This is a genomic window from Dictyoglomus sp. LHC4 (assembly GCF_055181355.1).
This window is the reverse complement of record NZ_CM143707.1, coordinates 547,041-569,864: the sequence shown is the minus strand read 5'-3', so window position 1 is coordinate 569,864 and position 22,824 is coordinate 547,041. Positions and strand designations below refer to the sequence as shown.

Annotated in this window: 17 protein-coding genes; 3 read left to right on the top strand and 14 right to left on the bottom strand. The window is 31.6% G+C overall.

Annotated elements, in window-relative coordinates:
- Window positions 1–169: 169 nt before the first annotated feature.
- Genes ACY3JO_RS02725 through ACY3JO_RS02695 form a run of 7 tightly spaced genes read right to left on the bottom strand, consistent with a single transcriptional unit; the run spans window position 170 to window position 9,437 of the window.
- Window positions 170–2,167, bottom strand: a complete 1,998-nt coding sequence (locus tag ACY3JO_RS02725) for a cellulose biosynthesis cyclic di-GMP-binding regulatory protein BcsB (protein ID WP_463085289.1) — start codon at window positions 2,165–2,167, stop codon at window positions 170–172.
- A complete protein-coding gene (locus ACY3JO_RS02720; RefSeq protein ID WP_463085288.1) occupies window positions 2,167–3,423 on the bottom strand; it encodes a glycosyltransferase family 2 protein in 1,257 nt (418 codons plus the stop codon). The genes ACY3JO_RS02725 and ACY3JO_RS02720 overlap by 1 nt, the downstream gene beginning before the upstream one ends.
- Window positions 3,420–4,883, bottom strand: a complete 1,464-nt coding sequence (locus tag ACY3JO_RS02715) for a hypothetical protein (protein ID WP_463085287.1) — start codon at window positions 4,881–4,883, stop codon at window positions 3,420–3,422. The genes ACY3JO_RS02720 and ACY3JO_RS02715 overlap by 4 nt, the downstream gene beginning before the upstream one ends.
- Window positions 4,873–5,718: a GGDEF domain-containing protein gene (locus tag ACY3JO_RS02710; RefSeq protein ID WP_463085286.1), complete on the bottom strand. Its 846-nt coding sequence runs from the start codon at window positions 5,716–5,718 to the stop codon at window positions 4,873–4,875. The genes ACY3JO_RS02715 and ACY3JO_RS02710 overlap by 11 nt, the downstream gene beginning before the upstream one ends.
- A complete protein-coding gene (locus tag ACY3JO_RS02705) occupies window positions 5,719–6,807 on the bottom strand; it encodes a hypothetical protein (RefSeq protein ID WP_463085285.1) in 1,089 nt (362 codons plus the stop codon).
- A gap of 5 nt (window positions 6,808–6,812) precedes the next feature.
- The gene (locus ACY3JO_RS02700; RefSeq protein WP_463085284.1) at window positions 6,813–8,213 is read right to left on the bottom strand and encodes an alpha-L-fucosidase; all 1,401 of its coding nucleotides are present in this window, start codon (window positions 8,211–8,213) and stop codon (window positions 6,813–6,815) included.
- Between the two features lie 24 nt (window positions 8,214–8,237).
- A complete protein-coding gene (locus ACY3JO_RS02695) occupies window positions 8,238–9,437 on the bottom strand; it encodes a MalY/PatB family protein (RefSeq protein WP_463085283.1) in 1,200 nt (399 codons plus the stop codon).
- Between the two features lie 602 nt (window positions 9,438–10,039).
- On the opposite strand from ACY3JO_RS02695, the gene ACY3JO_RS02690 reads away from it, so the two are divergent.
- Window positions 10,040–10,960: a calcium/sodium antiporter gene (locus tag ACY3JO_RS02690; RefSeq protein ID WP_463085282.1), complete on the top strand. Its 921-nt coding sequence runs from the start codon at window positions 10,040–10,042 to the stop codon at window positions 10,958–10,960.
- An 80-nt stretch (window positions 10,961–11,040) separates the two neighbouring features.
- Window positions 11,041–11,484 (top strand): tetratricopeptide repeat protein, encoded by a 444-nt coding sequence (locus tag ACY3JO_RS02685; protein ID WP_463085281.1) that lies wholly within the window; start codon window positions 11,041–11,043, stop codon window positions 11,482–11,484.
- A 39-nt stretch (window positions 11,485–11,523) separates the two neighbouring features.
- On the opposite strand, the gene yicI is transcribed toward ACY3JO_RS02685, so the two are convergent.
- The 4 genes from yicI to ltaE all read right to left on the bottom strand — a co-directional run bounded on the left by yicI (window position 11,524) and on the right by ltaE (window position 18,396).
- Window positions 11,524–13,851 carry an alpha-xylosidase gene (gene yicI, locus ACY3JO_RS02680; protein WP_463085280.1) on the bottom strand — a complete coding sequence of 776 codons (2,328 nt, stop codon included), beginning with the start codon at window positions 13,849–13,851 and terminating at the stop codon, window positions 11,524–11,526.
- A gap of 13 nt (window positions 13,852–13,864) precedes the next feature.
- Window positions 13,865–16,684 carry a glycoside hydrolase family 3 C-terminal domain-containing protein gene (locus tag ACY3JO_RS02675; RefSeq protein WP_463085279.1) on the bottom strand — a complete coding sequence of 940 codons (2,820 nt, stop codon included), beginning with the start codon at window positions 16,682–16,684 and terminating at the stop codon, window positions 13,865–13,867.
- Window positions 16,685–16,750: 66 nt separating this feature from the next.
- Window positions 16,751–17,167: a secondary thiamine-phosphate synthase enzyme YjbQ gene (locus tag ACY3JO_RS02670; RefSeq protein ID WP_463085277.1), complete on the bottom strand. Its 417-nt coding sequence runs from the start codon at window positions 17,165–17,167 to the stop codon at window positions 16,751–16,753.
- 197 nt (window positions 17,168–17,364) lie between these two features.
- A complete protein-coding gene (gene ltaE / locus ACY3JO_RS02665) occupies window positions 17,365–18,396 on the bottom strand; it encodes a low-specificity L-threonine aldolase (RefSeq protein WP_463085276.1) in 1,032 nt (343 codons plus the stop codon).
- Window positions 18,397–18,570: 174 nt separating this feature from the next.
- Here ltaE and ACY3JO_RS02660 point away from each other — a divergent pair, with 174 nt between their 5' ends.
- On the top strand, window positions 18,571–18,762 hold the full coding sequence (locus ACY3JO_RS02660) for a YgaP family membrane protein (protein WP_463085275.1): 192 nt from the start codon (window positions 18,571–18,573) through the stop codon (window positions 18,760–18,762).
- A gap of 27 nt (window positions 18,763–18,789) precedes the next feature.
- Here ACY3JO_RS02660 and ACY3JO_RS02655 read toward each other — a convergent pair whose 3' ends face one another.
- Genes ACY3JO_RS02655 through ACY3JO_RS02645 form a run of 3 tightly spaced genes read right to left on the bottom strand, consistent with a single transcriptional unit; the run spans window position 18,790 to window position 22,814 of the window.
- Window positions 18,790–19,881: a zinc-binding dehydrogenase gene (locus tag ACY3JO_RS02655; RefSeq protein WP_463085274.1), complete on the bottom strand. Its 1,092-nt coding sequence runs from the start codon at window positions 19,879–19,881 to the stop codon at window positions 18,790–18,792.
- The gene (locus ACY3JO_RS02650; RefSeq protein ID WP_463085273.1) at window positions 19,871–21,658 is read right to left on the bottom strand and encodes an FAD-binding protein; all 1,788 of its coding nucleotides are present in this window, start codon (window positions 21,656–21,658) and stop codon (window positions 19,871–19,873) included. The genes ACY3JO_RS02655 and ACY3JO_RS02650 overlap by 11 nt, the downstream gene beginning before the upstream one ends.
- Complete coding sequence (locus ACY3JO_RS02645) at window positions 21,645–22,814, bottom strand: 4Fe-4S binding protein (protein ID WP_463085272.1); 1,170 nt, start codon at window positions 22,812–22,814, stop codon at window positions 21,645–21,647. Before ACY3JO_RS02645 ends, ACY3JO_RS02650 begins: the two co-directional genes overlap by 14 nt.
- Window positions 22,815–22,824 lie beyond the last annotated feature (10 nt).

Genomic DNA, 22,824 nt, shown 5'->3' with positions numbered 1-22,824 from the left:
GTCAACTTACATTAAAAGATAAAACTTAAATATTCCCATCCAAAGCCCATCATATCCATAAGGTACTGCTCCATATACCTTAATCTATTAAATTCCCCAAAATCTCCATAACTTCCATCTGCCATTGAAAAAGATGCCTTACTTACCCCAAGGAAATATACTTTACCTTCTATTTTGAAACTCTTATATTCTTTTTTCTCATAATGATTAATATAATAATATTTACTGCTAAAACTATTATAAATACTGCAAGATAGATAATCAAAGGTCGGAATTCAAAAATAGATATAAATCTTTCCTTTCTCTCCACAAGATTAAAAGATGATGTATTTCCAAGTTTTGTCATTATGAAAACCTGCCCATATATCTTTCCTATATTCCTTATATCATCTAAAAAATTGTTAAACTTAATAAGAGAACTTTCGTCATTGTATAAGATAACATATAGTTTTCCATTTCCTCCAAGAGGAGAATAATCAGATTGCATAACTATATCTGTTGTAAAACCATCAAAGAATATACCTAAATCTTTTTTAAAAATAAATTTATTACCTTCTGGTTTTACCCATAGATTTTTCTCAATTTTCCTTAATCTATCATCATAGAAACTACCTATAAATATGATATCCTTATCCTTCATTTCCTCTTTTAATTCGTCCCCTAAAATTACTTTAAAGTTATAAATATTACCTGTGTTTTGAGAAATCTTTCCTATAAGTGTTGCCATTAAAGATATTTCATTAGGGGACGGATTTTGAGGGAACCATAGGTATATATCTTGATAATTTCCACTCCATATATTCCTAAGGTTTGGATATTCTTCTATATACCCCTTATTAAGATAAATAATTGAGTCTCCATCTATCTTTGTCCATGCAATCTCATCATATCTTTTATCACAATCCAAATCTTTCAATGCATGATAAAATTTTATTTCAATATTCCATTCTTTTTCTTTCAAAAGCTCCTTAGGAAAATATGCTTTTAACCTTCCATTTTCTATATTCCCACCATATAATCTTTCTGCCTTTACAGGAATCCCGTTAATATACAGAGTTATACTTGATTTCTCAGGATCTAATACAGGAGAATGGGAAAATTTTAGCTCTATATAAGAACCTGTCTGTATTGATTGATAACCTATAGGTAATTTTAAGGGAAAAGAAAAACTTTGATGATGGACTCCTGAAATTACCACCTTACTATAACCCAGATCCTTTAAATTTAAAACCTTCTTACTTTCAATTCCTCTTTCAGATAAAGAAGACTCCGAGGTTATAATAACAGGATTTGTCTCTGTTAATTTTATCTGCTCAGGATTCAATAGATATTTTATGGACTTTTCAATACCCTTCCTTTTACCAGAAATATATATTTGCAAATTATCATTGTATTTAGCTAAATATAATAAACCTGAATCCTCATCTATGTTAGTAAAACTTTTATCATTAAAAATTCTCCATCTATCCAAACTTCCAATTAATATTTGATTTTCTCCTTTTTTAACATAAGGATCATCCAAAAAGATTCTAAAAGAAAGCCTTTTATATCTATCCTGTATCGAAAGATTATTGACAAGCTTAAAGAGAATATCTAAATTTTGATTTGATATCTCATTTAAATAGATATTGGAATTAATCACTTTTAGAGATAATAAATCCATAAAAGGATAAGGAAAATAAGAAATTTTATAAGGTTTATCTGTGGTTTCAAGATGTAAAATAGAGGTATTATGAATAATAAACCAATTTGCATCATTATCTAAATCTTTACAAGCTCCTTCTATACTTCTTTGTCTTGTAGAAATAGAAAGCTCATTAAATCCATACTTTAATCTTTTTACAGGGATCTTTACAGTAATTTTTGCATAATTTCCTTCCTTTTTAACAATAGAGCTACTATAGATAGGATATGAATTTACAAGAATTGTATAAAGAGACTCGTGAGAATTCATGGTCTCCGAATAAAAGTAATTTAGATTTAAATAACATTTGTCCAATATATTTACACCTTCCGGAATATAAAACCAAAAGGAGTACCTATTTAAAGGTAAATTAAGAAGAACATCTTGAGAGGTTATAGGTAAATTGTACACTTTTATATTATCATAGCCAAAGACAGGAACCATCATTAATATTATGAGAAAAAGGAACAAAAATCTCCTCATTATTCTAAACTCCTTTCTGTTTTATACCATTTCACAGTTTTACCTGTTATTCTATCTTTAAGGGTAAAATAGATTGCCCTGATAACAACAAAAAGCCATAATTGACAGTATGTAAAATACATAAGACATATAAGTAGAAGATTTTTTAAATTACCTTCTCCCCTTTCCAAGCTCAAAGATATAAAAGTCTCAGTTATAAAAAGTAAATATGCTAATATCCATATAGTAAATAGAGGCCCTCCCACATTAAGTTTTATAACTTTTAAAAGCCCTAACCCAAAAATAATATCTGAAATTAAAATGACAGAAAAAGCCACTAGATAGATGTAAGAGAAATAAACAATATCAAAAGCAATTTTGCTTCTTAAACTAAATATATTCCTCAAATACTGAGCAATCACAGAAATATTACCTCTTGCCCATCTTGTTCTTTGTTTTATCCAAATCTTTAATCTTTCTGGCTCTTGCTCCCAAGTTACTGCTTGTGGTATCCATTTTATTCTATATCCCTCCTTATATATTCTTATAGTAAGTTCCGTGTCCTCAGTAAGAGAATGAATATTCCATCCCCCAATGTTTTCTAAAAGGTCTTTTCTAATTATAAAGTTGGTACCAGGAATAGTAGTAAGCCCTAAAAAATAGTTTCTTGAAGCTTGAATAAGCCATTGGAAACTAAGGGTTTCTATATTTATAAATCTTGTAAGGAGATTTTTATCTTTATTTCTCGTTCTAAATTTTCCTACCACTGCTCCAAGATTATCATCCTTAATTATAAATCTCACTAAATTATAAATTGCTTTTCTTTCTGGAGTATTATCAGCATCATAAACCACTATATAATCTCCCTTTGCTATCTTTAATCCTTGATTTAGAGCATTTGATTTACCCTTCGCCCCTAAGGGGGGCTTAATCTCAAGTACTTTAAGATTGGGATATAACTTTTGTTTCTCTTTTAATACTTCTCCTGTCCCATCAGTAGAACTATCATTAATCACTATGATCTCGAATTTATCACGTGGATAATAAGACCTGGCTATAGCATCTACTGTATTGCCTATAACCTTTTCTTCATTATGAGCAGGTACCAAAACAGAGATAAAAGGATACTCTTTTATCTCTTCATCTTCTTCAAAGCCTAAACTTATAAGAAAATAGCGATATCCAAAATAGGTTAGCAAGATATGATATAAAAGAACAGACCAAGTCATTACCATGGATATTACGAAAGCATAATCCCAGAAAGTCAGAACTTTCACTGCCTTTTTCCCCTTTCATATAATCTGATTCTGGAAAACACAAGATAAAGAATAATAACAATAAAACTTGTTATCACAAATATCAATATAATTCTTAAATATTCAACAAATTTCTCAAAAAACCTTTCTAATCTACTTTTTGAATACGGCAATACATTGCTTACAACAACTTTTTTCCCATTTTTATTCATTATTATTAATTTATCATTCTCCACATGATATGGCTCTTTTAAAAGATCAAGAAAATCATAACCCAAATCTTTCAAACCCAGTATAAGTCTTTCTATGTCTTCCCTATCTAAATATATAGGTATAGAAATTCCTAATATGGCATCTCTCAAAGCCAAAAAATCTTTTGCTTTTCTTAAAATTAAATTCACATTCTTTGGATCCTTTGGATTATAAAAGCCTGCATTTATTGGATAGATAAGTGTATACAATCTTTTTGTAAAGACCAGATCGTCATCGAGAAGGATCCTAAATAATTTTGCAGCATCAATATACCTCTCTTTATAAGGTACACCGTAAAATTTAAAAGCAATGGGATATATTCCATAACTTGCCAAAAGATTTAAATCACTATTTATCTTTGAATCATAGTTTTTCTCATAATAACTTCCCTGTATTATACCAATATTACTATTTTCTATCTCTAACAAAACCTTAATAAGCTTTTCATTATCACTAAGATAATATAATTTTCCATCTTTTTTTACTGTAGGATACACCACTATAGAATAAGGAATCTGCTGACAACAGACCGCTGAAAGTTTTTCTTGAAGGAGAGATGCATCAGTAAAAGGATTTATTTCATCAATAATTATAAGGCCTTTTTTAAAGGAAGGATGCTTAACTCCTAAAATATCATGTAAAAGATCTAAAAAAACTGTTCCAGTACTATCTCTAAAATCTAATCTTCCAAAATAATAAAGATTATCCATTTGAAATACATAGGGAAACTTATTTAAATCATCGGATACATAAGATAATACATTAGCTTTTTTAGGAAGAATTATGTGAATAAAAGTTTGAGGATCAAAAGAAAGTTTGTAATCCTTATAATTTACTTCTATAAAGCCGTATCTTTTTCCTACATCCTTGAATTCATTACATCCTATATATTTTGCAAACTGATCTATATTTTCCTCAATCCAAACAATCTTTTTACTCTTTGAAATCTCTTCTAAAAAATCCATTTTTAAGAGCTTCTCTTGAAATCCCAAATATATAACAAGATCGTATTGGGTTACGTCAGGTAAAATCTCTTCACTATTAACAGATCCTACATATACACCATAATGGGACAAATATTCTTCTAAATGATTCTCAATTGGATAATCTTCTCCTATCCTTGAAAAACTGTCATAAATTACTAACACTCTCTTAGTTTCTTCTGCAAAGGAAAGGGTTAAAATAATTAAGATAAGAAAGATAAGAATTATCTTAAATTTACACATCATATTTACTACTATCTTTGGCTCTCTCCCAAATAATCAGTGTATCTTCACCTTCCTGGAATTCTGCCTCTCCAATTTTAATCTTTAATGATATAACTCTTCTTTTTCCTCCCATTTCAACAATAATCTTATCCAAAGCTCTATGAAGTTTCTCCTTTACTATTTTTGCGGAATTGATATCGGTATCTGGCAATATAATGCCTAAAACTCCATCTTCTATTCTTCCTTTTATGTCTGTAGTCCTTGTATTCTTTAAGATTTCATTTGCAATCACCTTTAAGATACTCTTATATCCATCCTCTCCATATATATTCTTCAATTCTTTCCAATCCACAATATTAATGTAAAGTATAGAAAAAGTCTCCTTATACCTTTGTGCCCTCTTAATCTCTTCTTCTAATCTCTGGAAAAACCCAAAAGGATTATAAAATCCAGTAACATCATCTAATAAAACCAATTTTTCTCTTTCCTCAAACTCTTTAATTTTTTCCTTTAAAAATCCATATTCCCTCTCCAAACTTCCTGCAAGAAAGGCACCTATAGGAAATGAAATAAGCCAAAAAACATATTCCCACTTAAATTCTGTAATAGTGTTTAATACAATGATGGAATATAGCAAGTAAGAGCCATAAATAAAAATTATAAATAAGGATGCAATTAAACCTGAAGTTATCCCAAGATTATAGGATATCAACATATTCAAAATAAGAGCAGAAAACAAAAGATAATTGATAAAATTTACATTGTAACTAGTACTAAATATTACTATCAAGGTTAAAAGCCAGAAAATTAAAAGAAGACTAAAGATAAGATTATCCTTTAAAAGGTTCCTATTCATCTAATCCTCCATATATGTTAATGTTAATAATACCTCTATTTGATCAAAGGCATAAAAGTTTTTTCCCAAAAAATCCCCATAACCAGAGTGTTTATCCCCCTTAAATTTTTCAACAAAAGGCAAGATTTTTTTAGCCCATAATTTATTATCATCAAAAATAAACAACCTTGCCAGTATAGCATATAACCCTACATTTTCTTGATCATTCATCCCTTTATAACCCATATAGAATATATTCAATTTATTATAGTTATTTATTTCATTTTTTACAAACTCTAAAAAATCCTTTATTTTATTCGTATCATCAAAATTTATAGCAGTAATTACCTGTTCCAACATATTTAGAGGATAATAGGTCTTATACGAGAAAGTAAAGAATTCAAATTCCTTAGGGAAAAAGGGATTATTTATGGATACAGAGTTTTCAAGGATCTTTTTTGATGTAATGTGGTATTTATTAAAGGAAGGCAATATTTCAGCTATCTTTTTTAATTTCCTAAGATCTAAATAGAATAGAGAAATTTTATTAGCTTTTTCTTTCATATTTCCATCATAATAATCTACAAAAAATTCTCCTGATGAATTAAATTTCAATATTCCATCCGCCACTTTTTCTCCCATTTCCATATATTTTTTATCCTTAAAAGTATCATAAGCATATAAAAGAGCATACAAGATCCTTAAAGAGTCTATTAAAGCAGTACTATTATCAGGTTTCAAGTTTAACCTATTTATCCTCCAATAGAGATATCCTTCTTTATTATAAAAATATTTATTCACTATTGAAAGAAGAATATCAAAAAGATTTTTGTCTCCCCTTAATAAAGCATATTCCATTAATTCTCCATAAGATTCCAGAAGGGAATATTCCAAAGGCTTTCCATTTTCTATTTTTGATATGATAAACCCTCTGTTATCAATAAGGTCTCTCCTAATAAAACTTAATAGTTCTCTCTCTTTATATGATACACTCCTTTCCAAAGCTTTAAGTTCATTTTTTAATTTAAATCCATAATAATAATCTTTTATTTGAAAGATAATAATAATCAATACAATAGTAAACAGGAGAATTAAGAATAAATTTCTCATTTTATTTACCCCATAATTTTAAATACTAAAGGATAATCTAATTTATCACAATCTGGAATTTGTATTCTAAGACCTTTATCATCTCTTTCAAATCCAATTTCCCCTATTCCCAAAATCTCTACCTTCTTAACTTCTTTATTATATAAAGTTAAATTTGTACTAAGAGACTTTATTAAAACTTCTCCTTTTGTAGGCTTTTCCATTAAAATAGCATAAAGGTCATCTCCCTTTGTAGTAAATCTAAAATCTTCTCCTGTATAACTTATTTCCTTTTCACTAAAAGGCCCATGAGCTACTTTTGTAGGACCTTCACCATAAATTTTCCATGGTCTTGTACCATAAATAGCAGTACCATTTTTAAGAAGCCAATTACCTATCTCTAAAAGAATTTCACGAGCAGGATCAGGTATAGTTCCATCAGCTTTAGGACCTACATTTAAAAGAAAATTTCCATTTTTACTCACAATATCTATGAGTTCCCAAATAAGTTCTTTAACTGATTTATAGATATCATTTTCTATATATCCCCAAGAAAGACGAGAGATAGAGGTATCTGTTTGCCAATATATGGGATCAATATCTCCAAGTTTTCCTCTTTCTATATCCCATACTGCACATTCTCTCGGTACTGCATAATTTTTATAATTTATTACTACCTCTCTTCCCCACTGATAGGCTCTATTGTAATAATAGGCAAAAAATTTCTTTAAATAAGGTTCAAAAGCTGGTTGTTCTATCCACCAATCAAAGTAAATAAGCTGAGGCTGATATTTGTCTACAATCTCAAAAAGCCGTAAAAGCCAATCCTCCAAAAATTCTTCTGTGGGTTGCATAATTTCAGGCTGGGCAGGTCCGTATAGGTCAAAATAATTCCTATCTCTTACATCAGAGTCAAATTTCATTCCCTCATGTAAAAACCACCAGTGTTCTGCCCTATGATAAGAAACTCCAAAGGTAAGATAATTTTCTCTCACTGCTTTAGCAAGTTCTCCAATAATATCCCTTTGAGGTCCCATTTTACTGGCACACCATCGGGTATAGCTACAATCATACATAGCAAAACCATCGTGATGTTCTGCAACAGGTACTACATACTTAGCACCTGCTTTTTTAAAAAGATCAGCCCATTCATAAGGGTCAAACTTCTCTGCCTTAAAAAGAGGAATAAAATCTTTATATCCAAACTTTTTATGATCCCCATATGTTTTTAAATGATGCTCATATTCCCTTGAACCTTTTATATACATGTTTCTTGGATACCACTCATTACCAAAAGCAGGTACCGAATAGACTCCAAAATGTATAAATATCCCAAATTTAGCATCCTTATACCAATCCGGAATCTTATAATCTTTCAAGGATTCCCAAGTAGGCTCAAAAGGTCCTTCTGGCATTTTATATCTCATAGGTTGACCTCCTTAATAATTTATTTAAATAATCTCTTTCACCGCTTTTTCAATTCTTCTAAGGCCTTCTTCAAGAATACTATGGGGACAAGCAAAGTTAAGACGGGCAAATCCTTCTCCTGATTTACCAAAGATATAGCCATCATCAAGACCAATCTTCGCCTTCTTTCGGAGGAATTCGCTTAAAGTATACTTATCCATACCAAGTTCTCTAAAATCAAGCCATGCAAGGTATGTACCTTCAGGTTTAATAACTTTAACCCTTGGAATTCTCTTCTCCACGTAATCAATGAGAAACTTTAGGTTTTCTTCAAGATATTCAAGAAGCTGAGAAAGCCAATCATCACCATAACGAAATACAGCTTCTGTTGCTACAAGTCCAAAAGGATTTGGATTTGATAAAAGTTTACCTTTTGCCTCAATAAATCTCTTACGGAGTTTTTTGTTTGGAATTATTATAATAGAGGTTTCTAATCCTGCAATATTAAAAGTCTTACTTCCTGAAATAAGAGTAATAGAGTTATCTGCAAACTCTTCTGATATAGATGCAAAGGGAATATGTCTATGACCAGTATAAACAATTTCACAATGAATTTCATCAGAGATGACAACAACTTCATTTTCAATTAAAATCTCACCCATCTTTGCTAATTCCTCTTTTGTGTAAACTCGCCCCACAGGATTGTGTGGATTACATAAAATCATTGCCTTAATATGATTTGAGCCTGTAAATATCTCATCCTTGCCTAAAAATTTACCCTTAAGATCATCAAAATCAATTTCATAATGATGGTTTACAAGTTTTAAATCATTACTCACAATATGAGCCCCATTATCCCTTATTGCACTAATAAATGGATAATATACTGGTTCTTGTATGAGTACACTATCCCCAATAGAGACAAGCGCCTTTATTGCTGTATATAAAGCAGAGACTGTACCAGGTGTAAAAATAAGCCACTCAGGTTTAACATCCCAGTTAAACTTTGACTTAATTCTTTCAATCACTGCATCTATAAGAGATTCAGGAATAGTAGTATATCCATATATTGCATGTTCAGCTCTTTTAAGAATTGCGTCAGTTATAGGCCTTGCAACTTCAAAATCCATATCTGCAATCCACATGGGAAGAACATCTTTATCCCCAAATATATCATAAACAGCATCCCATTTTAAGGAGGCTGTATTACGTCTGTTTATAACCTCATCAAAGTTATACTTCATAACCACCTCCGACAAATTTTATTTTACAACATTATAAAGCATAATGTACTAAAAAACATACTTAACCATTGGTAGTGTCTCATTAGTTGTGCAAATTTTTAAGAGGTAAAAAAAGAGCATGGTAGGTTCCCTGAGGATTAATACACAAAAATTAACAAAATTAGGGGATTTAACATAATACGACAAAAGCTAAACCTAATTTTTTATTCCTTATAAGGGTATTTTAAATTTATTTCACAAGGAGGTCAAAAAGCTACTTAAACACCTTTTGGAAAACCTTATGCTTGAGGAGCAATATTAACTTTTTGAATTATCCGAAGGAGATAAGACAATTTATATACACAACAGATCAACTTTGAGAGGTTATTATACTTGATTTTTTAAGATGAGAGATTAAGCTCAAAGAGTTTAAGGGGATTTAATGGAGTCTAAGAGGGGGGCTACTATGCCCTTTAAATAAAATTTTTGCACAATAAAAGAGATGCTACGAAACCATTCATTAATATTTCAATTCAGAATCCACAATTTTTTCAAACTTTCTTCTATATGATAATATAAATCTATCATAGATAATACTTTCTGAAAGAAAGGAGAAACTTTTAATGTTAAAAGATGTAATAATATTCATAATAAGCTTATTTTTTCTAATAAAAGGATCTGATAAATTTACGGAATATTTAAAAATAATAGGGATAAAACTAAGAGTAAAAGATTTCGTTATTAGCCTTATATTAGCAAGTATCGCCACAACACTTCCTGAAATCACAGTATCCATAATCTCCTCATTAAAGGGAAACAGTAATTTAGCCCTTGGTAATGCCTTAGGAAGTGTTCTTGTTAATACCGCCCTAATTCTTGGTCTATGTTCTCTCATTTCTCCCATGAAAGTGGATGATTTAGCATGGAAAAATTCATTTTTTTTATTATTTATTAATTTTCTTTTATTTTTATTAATGTTTGATATGAAAATATCAAGATTTGAAGGTTTTATTTTATTAACCATGTATGCCATATTTATCTATATAATTTATAGGGTTAAAGGAGACAACAAGTCTGAAAATTACCAAGACCAAAACTCAGCCATAAAAATTTTCATACTTATGATACTTAGTATAGGAGCAGTTATTGTCAGTTCAAGATTTTTAGTAGAGAGTAGTATAAATATTGCTCGCTTTTTTAATATTTCAGAACTTATAATAGGACTTACATTAGTAGCATTAGGTACTTCTCTTCCAGAACTTGCTAATTCTGTTATTTCAACAATAAAAAAGGTACCAGACATAGGAGTAGGAAATATAATAGGTGCAAGTATACTAAATGTATTAGTGGTAATAGGAATAGCATCTATAATAAATCCCATAAAAGTTGATCACAAATTTATTACTTATATAGTGCCAGTAATACTAATCATCTTACTTGCATTGAGTATATCTCTTAAAAGGGACAACATTATAGGAAGGAAAACAGGACTTATCGTACTTTCTTTATATTTTATTTCAGTAATACTAAATTTTATTTTTTAAAATTAGGAATAATTACAAAATTTTTACGTCTAACATATTATGGGAAGAATCTAATCCATAAAAAAGGAGGTAGAAAAGATATGAATAAGAATCTTCCAAAATGGTTTCCTTACGTAATTGTGGCAATTATTGTGGTAATAATTATAGGAGTAATTATCTCAACCACAGGGAAAAAGGCTCCCGAGCAAGTATCCACCCCTGAGACTCCTGCTGTTACTTCTCCTGTGGAGACTGTAAAGGAAAAAACACCAGATGAAGAGGCATATGAAAAGGCAAGAGAATTATATTATGATGCTAAATATAAAGAAGCTATTGAAGCATATAGAAAGTTTATAAAAGACTTTCCTGACAGTGAATATGCTGACGATGCTCAATATGAAATTGCCTTAAGCTATGAATTCCTTGAAGATTACAAAAAGGCTATAGAAGAGTATGAAAAATTAATTAAAAATTATCCAAATAGTGAATATGTGGAATCTGCTAAATCATCAATAGATTATTTAAAGGATTATTTGAAAAAATAAAAAAAATAAAGCCCCCTATTCTATTTAGGGGGCTTTTTTCTAAAACTTAATGTTTATCTTTTTAACACCCTTTTCAGGTTTTATTAAGATGCCTTTATCTGTTTTTTCCGAACTCCCACCTTCTATATTTTTAATTTCATGCACATTAAACAAAAGTACAGAAAATATCTTTCCAGAATCCTTTTCTACATTTATTACTATCTCATCTTTATCTTTTAATAAATTCACCTTTAATTCTACTTCTCTTTGCTGATTATATATTTCACAGACTGATACTTTCCCATCTTGAGGCTCAAAAACATACAAAGTTACATTATCTGAATAGTCATAATCAGTTTTCTCCTTATTATTACCTATAGCAATTATGCTTCCAGGTCTCGCCATAAGAGGTAAAGAGAAATAATCATACTTTTCTTTGTACCACCTTCCTCCTTCTTTTTTTTCTCCTGTTATAAGATTTGTCCATATACCTACATTAGGAAGATAATATTCTACCTCTCCAGTTTCCGAGAATATGGGAGCCACAAGTAAAGAATCTCCAAGCATATATTGTCTATCTAAGAAATGACAAGTAGGATCTTCTTCAAATTCAAGAAGCATAGCTCTCATCATTGGAATACCTTTTTTTACTGCTTCTAATGCCTTTGCAAAAAGATAAGGCATTAATTGGCATTTTAAATTTACAAAAAATCTCAATACATCTACAGCTTCTTCATCATATAACCATGGAACTTTGTAATCATGATTCCCATGAAGTCTGGAATGGGAAGAAAGAAGACCGAAAGCTACCCATCTCTTATAAAGATCAGGTGTAGCAGAACTATCAAATCCTGCAATATCATGACTCCAAAAGCCAAAACCGCAAAGACCCAAAGAAAGTCCTCCCCTCAATGTCTCTGCCATGGACTCATAAGTAGATAAACAATCTCCACCCCAATGTACTGGAAATTTCTGACTTCCTGCGGTAGCAGATCTAGCAAATACTATGGCATTTTCTTTTCCAAGCTCCTCCTTTAATGTTTCAAAAACAGTCTTGTTATATAGATAGGTATAAAAATTATGCATTTTTTCAGGATCTGATCCATCATAATAAACCACATCTGTAGGTATTCTTTCTCCAAAATCTGTCTTAAATACATCAACTCCCATTCTAATAAGTTTTTTCAACTTATCAGCATACCATTTTCTCGCAGAAGGATTTGTAAAGTCCACAATTCCCATACCCGGTTGCCAATCATCAGTTTGCCATACATCACCATTAGGTTTTTTTAGAAGATAACCCTTCTCTTTTCCTTCCTCAAAAAGTCTTGATCTTTGAGCTACATAGGGATTAATCCATACACATATTTTCAAGTCTCTATCTTTTAATCTCTTCAACATATCTTCGGGATTTGGAAACACTCTTTGATCCCATTCAAAATCAACCCAATGATATTCCTTCATCCAAAAACAATCAAAATGGAAAACATGTAAAGGTATATTTCTCTCCTTCATCCCATCAATAAAACTTGTTACAGTTTTTTCATCGTAATTGGTTATGAAAGATGTGGTAAGCCAAAGTCCAAAAGACCAAGAAGGAGGAAGAGCAGGCCTTCCTGTAAGAAGGGTATAATTCTCAAGAACTTCTTTTAAGTTTTCACCACCGATTATAAAATAATTTATCTTTTCACCTTTCACACTAAATTGCACTCTTTCAACATTCTCTGTGGCTATCTCAAAAGAAACCCTTTCTGGATGATTCACAAAAACCCCATAATCTCTATTTGTTATATAAAAAGGTATATTCTTATATGTTTGATCTGAAATAGTTCCTGCATCAGCATTCCACATATCTACCTGTTGCCCATTTTTTATAAAAGGACTAAATCTTTCTCCAAGGCCATATACCAATTCCCCTACAGCAAGATCCAACTGCTCAACCATATAAGGAGTCTTGTTTTCATCAATAGCATAAGCCATATGCCTGAATCCAGAAGATGTTAATCTTTTATCTTTCCAGAGGAAGGTATATTTGAAAACTCCTTTTTTATTAATTTCAACCCTAAGATTTCCAGATTTTAATATGATCACATCCTCTTTATCTAACACCTCAGGTTTAAAATTTTTATCTTTATTTAATTCGAAAGATGGTCCTCTCTCTACTACCCCTTTAAAATGATATGATATCACCTCTATAACATTAGGAAATGGAGCTGAAAAATGAATTTCTAAAAGAGGACCAAATAGAGTTTCTCCCCTATTTCTAACAAAGGTACATGGTACATATACTATAACTTCTTTTTCATTAACTTCATAATCCCAAACCATGGAAGGATAGTGTATTCTTATACCTTCTCTGATACGCCAATGCCCATCAGTAAATCTCATAAAATCATCCTCCTCACTCAAATTTCAACCAATTTATTTTTACTTCCTTTTCTCCTCTTATATACATATCTTGTTTACCTAAAATATTCTCCTCTAAAACAAAAACGATTTCTTTCCATTCATTAAAAGTATCTATTACATCAAAAGAAAATTCTTTATCAATTTTGCTAAAATATAAAAATATTTTGGAATTTTTGGTAGTGGATATTTCCATCCTCATCCTTTGAGAGGGTCTATAAAAATTTAAATCCTGAAATAGTATCCATGAGTCTTCTTGGTGAAAGATTACATAAGTTTCTTCCCAATTTCTTTTTGTATTGTAAACTAAATTGTGACCATCATCAAAATTAAAAGCTTTCATTCTCTCAAAAGGATCTCTATCTTCAATTTCCTCTCCCTCCACATAAATTCTTCCTCTCAATCTTATATCCTCTGATGAAGCACCAGCTAAAATCTCGTATTCTCCTTTCTCAACTAAATACCTCTCTTTTCTCACATCCCATATAAAAAGCTCCGAAACTGGTATTGTAAATTCAACCTTAACTTTTTCTCCCTTTGGAATAAATACTCTTTGAAAACCTTTTAACTGAAGCTTGGGCCTTTTTACCTTTGAATTTACAATCCTTACATAAACTTGTGGCACCTCATCAGAATCCATATCTCCTACATTTTCAATCTCAAAACTAAGTTTTATTTCATCTTTTATTCCATAATTTTTAGAATCTAAAACCAAATTTTTATACTCAAAATTGGTATAAGAAAGTCCATGTCCAAAAGGAAAGAGGGGTTCTTTATCAAAATACATATAGGTTCTTTTTCCCCTTATTACATCATAATCTGTTATGGGAGGTATATCATTTACTGACTTATACCATGTTATGCTTAATCTTCCTGCTGGGGAATAATTCCCAATCAATACATCTGCTACAGCATTTCCCATCTCTTGCCCCCCATGAGAAGACCATAAAATGGCTGGTATATGCTCCTTTGCCCAATTAATGGCGTAAGGATAACTGCTAATTATTAAAAGCACTGTGTTAGGATTTACTTTATAAATCTCTCTGATAAGTTTCTCTTGGTGATCTGGTAAAACAATGTCTACTCTATCTTCTCCTTCTCTTCCATTTACTAAAGGATTATTCCCCACACATAATACTACTAAATCGGATTCTTTTGCTAAACTACAAGATTTTTCTATACCATCTTCTAATTTCTCAATTATAAATTTTTCCTCTGGAAGGTTTTCAAAACTATCTTTGAATTTAATCAAATTTCCATTCTCTTCATCTATATAAAGATATTTTCCATGCCAAGTCTTAATATAGAAGGTACCATCTCCTAAGGAATCTATTTGGAAAAGTTCCTTTACAAACCACCCAAATACTTCTTCTGATGCAGATAGGATAGAAAGATTAGAGTCATCACAAGTTAAGTATTTGTTATTTGCTAAAGATTGCAGGCTTTTATTGCCCCATCCCCAATCTATAAATTTAAATTTTTCCCTTGGACCAATTTCTTCGCTTATAGCCCATACAGGACTGATTTCTGATTCTATAGCTCTCAAATATTTATTATTTTTTACCGATTTTATTGCAATAATATCATAGGAATCATAATATTTTATTTCCTTATTATAGAATCTGTTTACTATTCCTTGGAGAATAGAAACTTTATATGGGTAAGTACCACTATACCAATCATTATAGTTTTTATTGGCTAAAGGACCTATGACCGCAATATTATTTATTTTTTCTTTATTTATAGGAAGGAATTTATTCTGATTCTTTAAAAGTACAATAGATTTAAGAGCAGATTGATATGCAAGCTGAGAATGCTCCTTATCACATATTTTGTTAGGAGAAACATAAAATTTTTTACTTATTTCTTCATCAAATTCACCGAGTCTAAATCTTACACGAAGAGTATTAAAAACAGCCCTATCAATATCCCCCTCAGTTATTAATCCTCTTTCAAGAGCTTTCCATGCGGATTCAATAACAAGATTAGGATCATCTGTAAAGGCATCAATTCCAGCTTTCAGAGCATAAGCCATTGTTTCATAATGATTATCAAAAGTTTTATGTGAGGTAACTGTTTGGCTAAAATCTGCAGCATCAGTTACTACATATCCACTTAATCCAAATTTTTCTTTTATAACCTTCTTTACTATGGGATTTATTATACAAGGTATACTATTTACAGCATTATAAGCGGTCATTATTCCCATAGCCTTTCCCTTTTCTATAACCCTCCTAAAAACATCTAAGTAATACTCATACATATTTCTGGGATCAATATTGGCAGAAAATTTATCTCTATCCTTCTCATTATTATTAGCAAAGAAGTGCTTAGGAGTCATTGCGGTTTTAAGATATACTTCATCATCTCCTTGCATACCTTGTATATATGCACTTGCCATCTCTCCAGCAAGAAAAGGATCTTCGCCATAACTTTCTTCCGTTCTACCCCATCTTGGATCCCTCTCCATATCTACAGTAGGAGCCCAGAGCATAAGCCCCCCAATCTTTCCCCTCATATAATAGTAAGCTCGAGCCTCTAATGAGACCACTTCTCCTATTTTTTTCATAAGATCTCTATCAAAGGAAGATACAAGACCAATAGGTTGAGGAAACACCGTAGCTTTTCCCAACCAAGCTACACCATGAGCGGATTCCCCACCTATATGAAACTCCCTTATATCTAATCTGGGTATTGGTGCCTGCCTGGTAGGAAGCAACTTAATCTTTTCTTCAAGGGTAAGTAAAGATAGAAGATTTTTTACTCTTTCATCAATAGGGAATAAAGGGTTTTTAAAAATATATTCATCTGCCATAAAATATTTAAAGCCTCCTTCACAAAATAATTTTAATTAATTTGAGTTAAATTTATAGTAAAACAACTATTCACCAATTATTTTTACAAGCACTCTTTTTCTCCTCATTCCATCAAACTCACCATAAAAAACCTGCTCCCATGGACCTAAATCAAGCTTACCATCAGTAATTGCTATTACCACTTCTCTTCCCATTATGGTACGCTTTAAATGAGCATCAGCATTATTTTCACCCACATTATGGTAATATTGATCATATGGTTTTTCAGGAGCAAGCTTTTCTAACCATATTTCAAAATCCCTTAAAAGTCCTGGTTCATCATCATTAATAAAAACACTTGCAGTAATATGCATAGCATTACAAAGAAGAAGCCCCTCTTTAATCCCACTCTCATCTACACATTTTTGTAGTGTATCTGTGATATTCACAAACCCCCTTCTTGTTGGAAGATTAAACCACAATTCTTTTCTATAGGTCTTCATATCTTTGATCCCTCCTTAAATTATAAAAATGATATAATTATATTACAAATTTTTATTTAGAGATTTATCCCTTGAAGAGAAAAGAAAATATATAGAAGACAAAAAATTGAAGAAGAGGAAAAAGCTATTAGAAATATTCTTGAGAGAAAGATATATTATTATGAAGAAACAATAAAAAGAGCCAAAAAGCACAAGAATTAATTAAAGAAGTTTACAACTCTTTCTATAATCTCTTTTGCCTCCTCAATATCATCAAAGGATACATCTTTGTGAGTCACAAATCTTAAAGTCTCTTCATCAAAACTTGTAGCAAGTAATCCGTAATCTTTGAATTTCTTAATTAAATCAGAAGCTTTATAACCATTCTTTATTTTCACTTTTAAAATATTAGTGTCAGGCTTTTTAATATCAAAAATTGGTATATTTTTGATAAATTCATATAAATTGTAAGCCTTTTTATGGTCCTCCTCTAAGCGATCTATCATATTATCTAAAGCCCAAAGACCGCAAACCGCAACTACTCCAGCCTGCCTCAAGCCTCCACCCAATCTTTGCCTATTTTTTCTTGCCCTTTCAATAAAATCTGAAGATCCTACAAGAAGAGAACCCATAGGGCAAGAAAGACCCTTGGAAAGACAAAACATCACTGAATCGGCATATTTAGCTATCTCCTTTGCAGGAACCTTTAAATAAATGGAAGCATTAAAAATTCTTGCCCCATCCAGATGAATAGGTATGTTATATTCTCTACTCAATTCATATACCTCTTTCATATAATCTAAAGGAAGTACCTTTCCCCCAGCCCTATTGTGAGTATTTTCTAAAACAATTAAAGAAGTTTTTGGAAATACTCTTCCCTCAGGTCTAATTGCTTTTTTAATCCTTTCTATGGGCATCATTCCATCTTCACCTTGAATAAGGAATGGTTGCACCCCAGCATTTCCTGCCATCCCACCTGCTTCATAATAGTACATATGGGATTCTGCCTCAAGTATAACTTCGTCTCCCCTCGATGTCCAAGAAAGAAGAGCCACCTGATTTCCCATAGTTCCTGAGACTACAAAAAGAGCGGATTCTTTACCTAAAAGCTCTGCTACCTTTTTTTCTAATAAATTTACTGTAGGATCCTCACCATACCCATCATCACCTACTTCAGCCAAATACATAGCTTTTCTCATCTCTTCTGTAGGCTTTGTAACAGTATCACTTCTTAAATCAATAATTTTCAATTTTCTTCACCTCTTCCTCAAATACTCCTCTTTTAAAAACATATATCTATTTTACTATCTTGATTTTTAAAATGTAAATGAAAATTTGAAAGGGTTTAACAAATAGATGATAATATTGACGAGCTATAAATTTATAAATATAATAAAAACCAAATCTAAATAGGGGGTGAAAGGATGAACGTTGGAAAGACTGATGCCATCATTAGGGTAATCGTTGGTATGATTTTACCTCATCTAACAAAATGGGGAATTGTTTCAGGGACTGCTTGGGGTATAATCTTACACATAATAGGGTTTATTTTAGTATTTACTGCGGCCGTAAGATATTGTCCTTTATATAAACTCATAAACAAATCTACAGCTTAAAAAAATAGGGGGATTTTTCCCCCTATTTTAAAATCTATCTATCACTATCTTTCCTGCCTTTTTCTCTCTTAAAAGTTTTAATCCTTCATTTATTTCTTCTAAGGATATTCTATGAGTTATCATTTCTCTGAAAATATTCTCATGTTTTTCTATGAATGCTACAGCCTTTCTAAAGTGTCTTGCATCACTTACCCATACTCCTTGAACTCTCAAATTCTTTGAAGAGATATCATAAAAATCTACGGGTATTTTATCTTGAGGTGTAGCAATTCCAACTATTAAATATGTACCACCTTTTCTAAGTAATTTTATTCCTTCAGTTATAGCACTATTAAAACCAGTAGCCTCAATTACCACATCTGCACCCTTTCCGTATGTTATATCATATACTTTTTTTATTCTTTCTTCCTCAGTAAACTCGTCTCTTTTTATTACGAGATCAATACCTATCTTTTGAGCTACCTCTACTCTTTTTAGGCTTCCCGTTATAAGCACTACATTTTTAGCTCCCTGATACTTAGCTAAAGCAGCAGAAAAAAGCCCCAAAGGTCCTCCACCTTGAACCACCACAGTACTATCTAATAGGTTATCCTTCAAATAGTCAAAGGCATGAACTGCTGTAGCTCCTGAACAACCAGCTATCACCATTGTTTCTATATCTACTTTTAAAGAAAGTTTTATGATTTCAGTTTTTTCTTCTAATATTATGTACTCACTAAATGCTCCAAGAAGATAGGGGTATTCTGAAAAAGATCTATTAATTCCATAAACTTTTCGGTTTTCACATAAAAATGGCTCATTTAATACTTTACAGTAGAAACATTCTCCACACACAATCCCTCTATTCCAAATAATTAAATCTCCTTTCCTTAATGGTACCCCATTAAGATCCTTCTTTTCTCCCTTAATCTCTACTACTTCTCCTACCCCTTCATGACCTAAAATTATAGGCAAAGGCACTCTGGGATCTTTTCCCTCTATGATGTGCAGATCTGATCCACAAATACCTGATGTAACTAATTTTACTAAAAGTCCACCAGAAGGAATTTCAGGTATCTCTACACTTTTTAAAACTAAGGGTTTATCAAATTCTTCCAGAATTGCAACCTTAGCATTCATAGTTTTTAGGTCTTATAGGTTCTTTTATTTCATATTTTAACTCTCCATCTTTTTTATAAAATATTATGTACTTATTCCATTCAGGTCTTTTAGGAAGAAAATCCATAACAGGGGGATTGAACTTTTTAAATCTTAAATGAGGACCTCTACTTTCATCCCTTATTAAAATAGCGTTTAATATTAATTCCACAACATCTAACATATTTAAAGTTTCATAGTAATAGAAGAGCCCATTCTCATCCAAGGAAACACCATCTTTTTTAATTTCCTTTATCAAAGATATACCTTTTTTGATATCTTCTTCCATTCTAACTAAAAATACATATTCAGATACAATATCTCTGATCTTTTCCCTAACTAACTTTGAGGGTAAACCCCTTTGAGAAATTCTATCTTCTATCTCATCCAAATTAAAATCTACAAAATCTACTTTAGAAGCATATTGAACTGCACTTTCTCCCGCTATTTTACCAAATACTTGAGTATCAAGCAGTGAATTTCCCCCAGGACGATTGGCACCATGTTGTCCACCTGCTACTTCCCCAGCAGCATAAAGTCCTTCTAAGCTTGTTCTTGCATCTTCCCTTATTTTTACCCCTCCTTGAAAATGTTGAAGAGCATTTTGTATTGGAAGCAATTCCTTGGAAAGATCTATGTTATAATTTTTCAGCCATTCAATAATTGAAGGATTTATTAATTTAAGCCTTTCATAGGGAGTAGTATCTTTAAAAATCTTTTTTCCAATCTTTTCACTCCATTTCAATATTTCTTCTGGGATACTTTCATAAGATAAGTAAGATGGATTTTCCATAAAATTCATATATGCTTTGTGACCTTGTTTTATATGATGATAGACAGCCAAATCAATTACCTTTGTAGGTGATTCGTAAGATACTGGCCAATGAGCTCCCTTTTTAAACTCAAGAACACAAAGATTAGCTTTATCTTCATCTGAAAGATAATCTAATAAAAATTCTCTACCATTTTCATCTACTATTTTAGGCAATGCCCTAAACATACTTCCTGATTCAGCAAAGAGAATCTGAGGATGGCATATACCAATCTGCATAAACTCCATATTAACCATTTGAGCCCCAGCTCTTAAAGATATTGCATATCCATCACCTGTCATTTCTGAAGTAAATACATTTTGACGATATAAAGATCCTGCTCCACCTGTAGCAATCACAAAAGCCTTTCCCTTAATAATTATTTTTTCCTGCGTACTCATATCTAAAGCTTTTGCTCCAACAACTCTATTATCTTTGACTATAAGATCATAAACCATTACATTTTCATAAGTCTCAATATTTGTTTCTCTTACCTTCTTAGCTAACGCTTTAGCTATCTCAATAGAAGTGTTTGGTCCTACATAACATGCCCTGGGATATTCAGAACCATCGGTAAGAAATTGATCAATCTTTCCATCTTGGGTTCTCACAAAAGGCACTCCTATAGATATAAGGTAGTTAATAGCTTCTTCACTATTTTTAGCCATTATTTCAGCCAGATCGTAATCCGACACTTCTCCTCCAGTCTTGTATATATCCATAGCATGATAAATATAATTATTTTGTATAGGTAATGTATAGGATAATGTAGCATGAAAAGCCATTCTATCTGAAAAAGCATTAGCAGTTACTCCGCCTTTTCCAATTGGCTTTTTAGATAATAAAACAGTTTTTAAACTGGGACATTTCTCATATGCAGTTAAAGCAGACTTAAGACCTGCCCCTCCAGCACCTATAACTATCACATCACCCTTAATTACTTTCATTGCCTTTCCTCCCTGGTATCATGCGTATTGCTTTTACAGGGCAAAGCTTTACACATAAACCACAACCATCACATAAATCACTAATGATATATTTCCCATTTTTCTGGATTGGAGCATCATAAATACATACCTTCTTACATATCCCACAAGATGTGCAAAGATTTTCATCTATATATGCTTCATAAAGATGTCTTCTATCAATATCATTATTTCCAAGAATAACCTTCCCTGAAACTTTTCCCCTAAACTCTGAAGGACTTGTATAATTCTTTTTCTCCATGAATCTCTTTAATCCTTCTAATATTTTTGAAATGATTTCATAACCCATAAGATAGACCACACTGCATATTTGAACCACATCAGCACCAGTTAGTATATACTTAGCCACATCATCTCCACTACTCACTCCTCCAGAGCCTGCAATTGATAATTTCAAATGAGGACGAGAGGTAGCAATCCATCTCAGAACATAATTAAATACCCAAGGACCACCATGTCCAGCATAACCACCATGTAAAATAGGCTTTTCTGTATCAAGATCTATATCAAGACCCGTTAATCTATTAAACATAACAACCCCTTCAACCCCAATATCTTCCAAATTTTTAGCTACTGCTAGAGGAGATGAAAGTTGCATAGGCAGTTTTATAATTATGGGAATCTTTACATTTTCTCTTACCATTTTCGCTACTCTCAAGATAGTATCATCCACATCTTGTCCTCTAAAGGATATGGATGCATGAGGACAAGAGACATTAAGTTCAAGAGCAGGAGCACCTACTTCTTCCGCCATCTTTGAATATTTAAGCCAACCCTCATCGGTTATACAATTTATACTGGGGATTACTGGTATAGACAAGGTATCTAAGGCCTTACTAATCTCCTTAAAATATTCTTCAGGACCAAAAGGACTTGCCTGCTCAAAGGAATAAAATGTTTGAGATCTAAGAGGTCCCATAGTCCTATTTATTATCTCAAATCGAGGAGTAGGTGATATCCTACATATTTCTTCCTCAAAAAGAGATTTTACTACCACTGCTCCTGCTCCATTTTCTTCACATTTTTTCATATTTTTAACATTTTCTGTAAGTCCTGAAGATGCAAGAATAATAGGATTTTTAAGCTTTAATCCCACATAATTGCAAGATAAGTCCATACAAATTTCC